Annotated in this window: 6 protein-coding genes; all 6 read right to left on the bottom strand. The window is 62.1% G+C overall.

What is annotated here, in order from left to right; genetic code table 11:
• Nucleotides 1–923 (bottom strand): 2Fe-2S iron-sulfur cluster binding domain-containing protein (locus HGB39_RS40100; RefSeq protein WP_064080888.1); only part of this gene is annotated, 923 nt, incomplete at its 3' end.
• A gap of 20 nt (nucleotides 924–943) precedes the next feature.
• Complete coding sequence (locus tag HGB39_RS37745) at nucleotides 944–2,011, bottom strand: aromatic/alkene monooxygenase hydroxylase subunit beta (protein WP_247607630.1); 1,068 nt, start codon at nucleotides 2,009–2,011, stop codon at nucleotides 944–946.
• A complete protein-coding gene (locus tag HGB39_RS37740; RefSeq protein ID WP_005568670.1) occupies nucleotides 1,983–2,288 on the bottom strand; it encodes an MmoB/DmpM family protein in 306 nt (101 codons plus the stop codon). The genes HGB39_RS37745 and HGB39_RS37740 overlap by 29 nt, the downstream gene beginning before the upstream one ends.
• 9 nt (nucleotides 2,289–2,297) lie before the next feature.
• Nucleotides 2,298–2,666, bottom strand: coding sequence for a Rieske 2Fe-2S domain-containing protein (locus HGB39_RS37735; protein ID WP_064080886.1), 369 nt, complete (start codon nucleotides 2,664–2,666; stop codon nucleotides 2,298–2,300).
• Nucleotides 2,663–2,908 (bottom strand): toluene-4-monooxygenase system B family protein, encoded by a 246-nt coding sequence (locus tag HGB39_RS37730; protein WP_043790662.1) that lies wholly within the window; start codon nucleotides 2,906–2,908, stop codon nucleotides 2,663–2,665. Before HGB39_RS37730 ends, HGB39_RS37735 begins: the two co-directional genes overlap by 4 nt.
• A 14-nt stretch (nucleotides 2,909–2,922) precedes the next feature.
• Nucleotides 2,923–4,484, bottom strand: a 1,562-nt coding sequence (locus tag HGB39_RS37725) for a ferritin family protein (protein WP_247607629.1), incomplete at its 5' end; no start/stop codon positions are given.

Raw genomic sequence — 4,484 nt, 5'->3', positions numbered from 1 at the left:
GCACTCAGCAGCTTCAGAACTGCGTCTACCATGGGCGGCGGTCCGGCTAGGTAAATCCGCGCACCGGCGAGGCTGTCAGCATGTGTGGCGAGCGCGTCGGTGACGTAGCCGCTGGACGTTGAGACGTCCGCGGACGGAGTCGATGTGGTGGCGTGAAGGTGGCCGTCGGGCAGTCCGGCCAGGAGGTGGGCCAGTTGCGACCGACCGACCAGTTCGGTGACGGAGGTTGCGCCGTAAAAGGCCCGCACAGGACGGGGGTCGTTGGTCGCCGCCAGTTGGTGCGCAAGGGCGAGTATCGCCGACACCCCTGTGCCGCCGGCAATCAGATAGATGGGTCGCTCGTCCTGGCGTAGCCACATGTCGCCGTAGGGCAACTCGATGGGAACAACCGAGCCCAGTGGCAGGGAGAAGAGACGTTCGCTACCTCGACCACCGGCGTAGCGCTTGGCGATGAACTCGACGTGACGTTCTCCGGACGTGGCCGCCATCGAATAGCATCGCCGCAGATCCGGTCCGAGTTCGAGGACTGCGAATTGGCCTTCTCGGTAGTCTGCCGGCCGATCGAGCCGGAAACGGAACCGGCGGATGTCGGGAGCGAGCTCATCCACCTGCGCCAAGTGCGCGGTGTAGTCGCCGGTGCCGAGATGAGTCCGCGGGGACTCATCGGTCCGGGTCGCCTTGACGACAAGGTCTGAGCCGGCCGCGCTTTGGCACGCCAAGATTCGTCCCCGCCTGGCGTCCCGCGGGTGAATCGCTGGTGCGGTGTCGAAGAGCGTGTCGATCTGGCCCTCGATGAGCGTGAGCTTACAGGTCCCGCACGCTCCCCAGCCGCACTCGAAGGGCAGCCAGACGCCGGAGCGCCGGGCAGCGGCGAGAATCCGTTCCCCCTCGCGGATTTCGAACTCCTCACCGTCCGGCGTCACTCGTACTCGATAGGCCGATGTCACCGTTCGTGGCCCCCGGACGGCATCCTGAGGCCGCACGCCTGCAGGTGCTGATGCTGTGCAGATGCGACGGCCTCGGTCAGGTCGACGGCCGCCATCGACTGTGGCGCCTTCTCGAACATCTGACCGAGACTGCTGACGGCCTCGAGCATGAGCGGTTGCCATTGCCCGATCCAGCCGACGAGCACGTCCGCCAGCTGCGGGTCACGCTCGATGCAGTACTGAACGAGGGCGGCTGACCAGGTCTGACTGCGAGTGCTGTCTTCGCCGAACTCTGTGAAGAGCATCCGCAGGAACTCGTCCCCGTTCTCCCCGGCCAGAGCCGCGAGCTGCACGTTGAACACCGTGTCGAGAAGTGGCTTGATCACGAGGTTCAAGGCCGCAAAGCTTTCGCCCCAGTCGTACGCGATCAGGAGCCGTTCCAATGCCTCGCGCGCCGGCTGCCATAGGGGATCGTGTTCCCAGCTGGTCCGCGCGGCGTCCGTGGATGCGAGCCGGTCCCCATGGGCGTTCGCGAGAACCTTCGTCCAGTAGGCCACGCGCTGGATACGGCGCATCTCATCCGCGGCCTGGAAGTTGGCGCAGTTGGTGATGAAAGATGATGGGGCCATCTGGCCTACGTACAGTCCCGTCATCTGCAGGATGTGCAGCGGAAAGCGTAGTGGTACGAGTAGCCGTTCGAGCGTCGCCACCCACTCCGGAGTCAGGCCCCGGGCAGACTCCCCGCGTTCGTGTTGGTCGATGAGTTTGTCGACGAACACTTCCCGCTCGTCCTGCACTGCAACGTAGTCCCTATAGGTGAGCTTGTAGGGGTCGCGGAACTGCTCCCAGTCCTCTACCTGGAATGGTGAGCCTTCCCGGTACTGCAGATACCAACCATTGAGGGGCATTCCTGCATGTTCGAACGGTTGCGGATCGCGACGGAAGTGGGTGTGGAACTTCGATGTGACGACCTCGTACGGCGTCGGCTTGCGCCGCACATCCCCCAAGAGGCTCCATGTCTTGGGTTTGGGCTTGATCCTCGTCTTGGACGCCATCTCAATCTTTCCTTTCCAGAAACCAAACAATCTCTTCGTCGTTGACCTGCTTCATGCGACCGGCGAATCCGCTCAGTGCCGGCTCGAGTTCCACCAGTGGAAAGGCCCGCCCGAGTTCCCGCTCCAGGCTGAGTTGGGTGAGCCGGCAGTACTCGGGCACTTGAATGCGGACATACCCTCCCTCGTCGTGTACTTGGACATCCGAGTCCGGGTTGTCAGCGATGATCGCGTCCGCAACGGCATCGGCCAGGTCCATGTCGAGTCCGCGCATGAGCGGTCCCACCATCTTGAGTCTCACGTCTGCCATCTCCGCCTTCTAGCTGTCATTCGCTCGGTTGTGATGTCGTACGCCGTCGCTCGGTATGCCAACTTGGATCTGTTCATCGGCGATGCGGACGGGGAACCGGTAGAGCCGGCAGCCTGTGGGGTTGAGTCCGTTTCCGGTTCGCATGTCGAACTGCCAGTGATGTCCGGGACATTCGAGGACACCCGATTCGTCGTTCCAGTTCCCGTCGGCGAGCAACACTTCCTGGTGCGGACACATGCCCTGGAAAGCCAGGATCTCGCCACCGACGTGGTGCACCAGCAGAATCTGCTCCCCGTGCAACTCCACGTCGATGATGTCGCCTTCCCACAGTTCGTCGAGTTCGAGTGCGTCGGCCCATTCGTCCTCCACGTGACTCATCGATACCCCACCTGCAGCACATCGAGCGGGGCTACCCCCGCATCGGCCACGGTGGCGGTGTCCGCGAGTACCTGGCCGTGGAACCGCACTCGCAGAGGCCCGGGCTGGGGCGCGACGCGTCGGCCGGCGGCGTGGTGTGCCACCTTCTCCGCGACGACCGACATCGGGTCCGCGTCGTCGATCGGTATGAGCATGACGACGAAGTCATCGTCGAATATCCCTTGCACTGGAAATAAAGCCATCTCGAGCCTCCTTCTCAGCTGGCCCGGTCGCTGCCGGGTTGCCCGGTGAACGCCCATGCGTAGTTCGTTGCGTCCTGTCCTTGTTCCTCCGGCGACAGACTCATGTAGTCCAGGGCGCCGTCGATAGTCGGTGGTTGGATGACCCCGCTCAAGAAGCGATCAATGATCGTGAGTTGCCCGGCGAAGCGCTCCGGGTTCTGCTCATAGACCCACTTGCATGGTTCTGAACAGAAAAGGAGACGGCGATCGGCCGTGTCCACTATCAGCGGCTCGGGAGTGTCCAACTTGCCGGCCAGGAAGCCCGCTGGGTTGACGAGCGGGATCTGGCACATGTTGCAGACCATCGGAAACGTTTCGGGCAGTGTGAGTTCGGCCTTTCCGGCGCGGACGTTCTCAGTGATTACGTCCCATACCTTGCCGAACGTATCGTTCCAGCCGGGGTACTTCTCCTCGAGCCATACGCGTTCCTCAGGCGAGACACCTGCATCAGGGTTCCACCAGACGGTCGGTCGCCACGTCCATACGCCAAGATGAAGGCCGTGGTGATACCAGTCCAACTCCTCGAGGAAATGGTCTTCCCAATACCACGGAACCTCGAGCCCGAAGTCTCGGAACTGATCCATGAACTGTTTGATTACCATCTCGCTCATGAACTCCTTGAACGAATGCTTGCGGTGCTCGAGGGGCGTGTAGTAGTCCATCGACAAACCGGTCAGCAGAGCGAAGATATGCCAGGTGCGCCAGAACATATGATCGACGAGCTTTTGCGCGACGTCCGCTCGGCCGTTGGCGATGAGGACCTTGATCGTCGGTTCCCCCTGCTGGGCGTGCCGGGCCTCGTCCGTCTGGATAGACGAGATCAATGACGCGAAATCGACGTCGCCGACCTTCATCGCGTCGGCAGCCATGCCGAGGAACTGCAAGTTCGTGAATCCGGTCTCGAAGGTGAAGGTCAGCTGGATGGCCGTGGATACAGCGTCATTAGCCGTGAACATGTCGTCGAAGAGGCTGCGTGCAGCGACCGCACCCCATTCGTTCGTGTGAAACGCCTTGTGCGCCCAATCTGCTCGAGGTTCCTTCGCCAGCAGTCCGTGGGGAACGAAGGTCTGGATTTGGCCGTGCCTGGTCTCGTCGAGCGTCCCGTAAGTGGCCATGTTCCGCCACGCCGCACAACGGCCGAACCGCCCCATGCGGGCTTCACCGAGACCGGCGAGATACTCGGGAACTGCGATGGCACCGTAATGCGCCAGGATCGCCGACTTCCAACCGGGGTCGAGGCTTTCGTACATCGCCGACCGGGCGAGGATGGAATTGACCGCGTATACAGATGTGTCCTTGTCGACCTGATTGTGGACGTACTCCGGGTATGTGATTTTGTATGGTTCGTCCCAGATCCACCACTTCTCCGCCGGTACTCCGTAGCTGTTGGACTGAATCTGCGGCCACACCTGATCTTCCTCGACATATCGGAGTGTCCAGTTCATGTCCCGCGTCAGGTCGTACCATTCGGATCGCGCCAACTGTGGCATGTTGTCTTCCTTACCCTTGTTCTTGGTGTGCGGACCGTGCCGTGCCG

Origin of the sequence: Rhodococcus opacus (assembly GCF_012396235.1) — a bacterium.
Classification (GTDB): domain Bacteria; phylum Actinomycetota; class Actinomycetes; order Mycobacteriales; family Mycobacteriaceae; genus Rhodococcus_F; species Rhodococcus_F opacus.
This window is presented reverse-complemented; position numbering and strand designations above follow the sequence as displayed.

Coding starts and splice junctions, on each gene's coding strand:
- HGB39_RS37740 (WP_005568670.1), bottom strand. CDS start 2,288: ATGGCAGACGTGAGACTCAAGATGGTGGGACCGCTCATGCGCGGACTC.
- HGB39_RS37735 (WP_064080886.1), bottom strand. CDS start 2,666: ATGAGTCACGTGGAGGACGAATGGGCCGACGCACTCGAACTCGACGAA.
- HGB39_RS37730 (WP_043790662.1), bottom strand. CDS start 2,908: ATGGCTTTATTTCCAGTGCAAGGGATATTCGACGATGACTTCGTCGTC.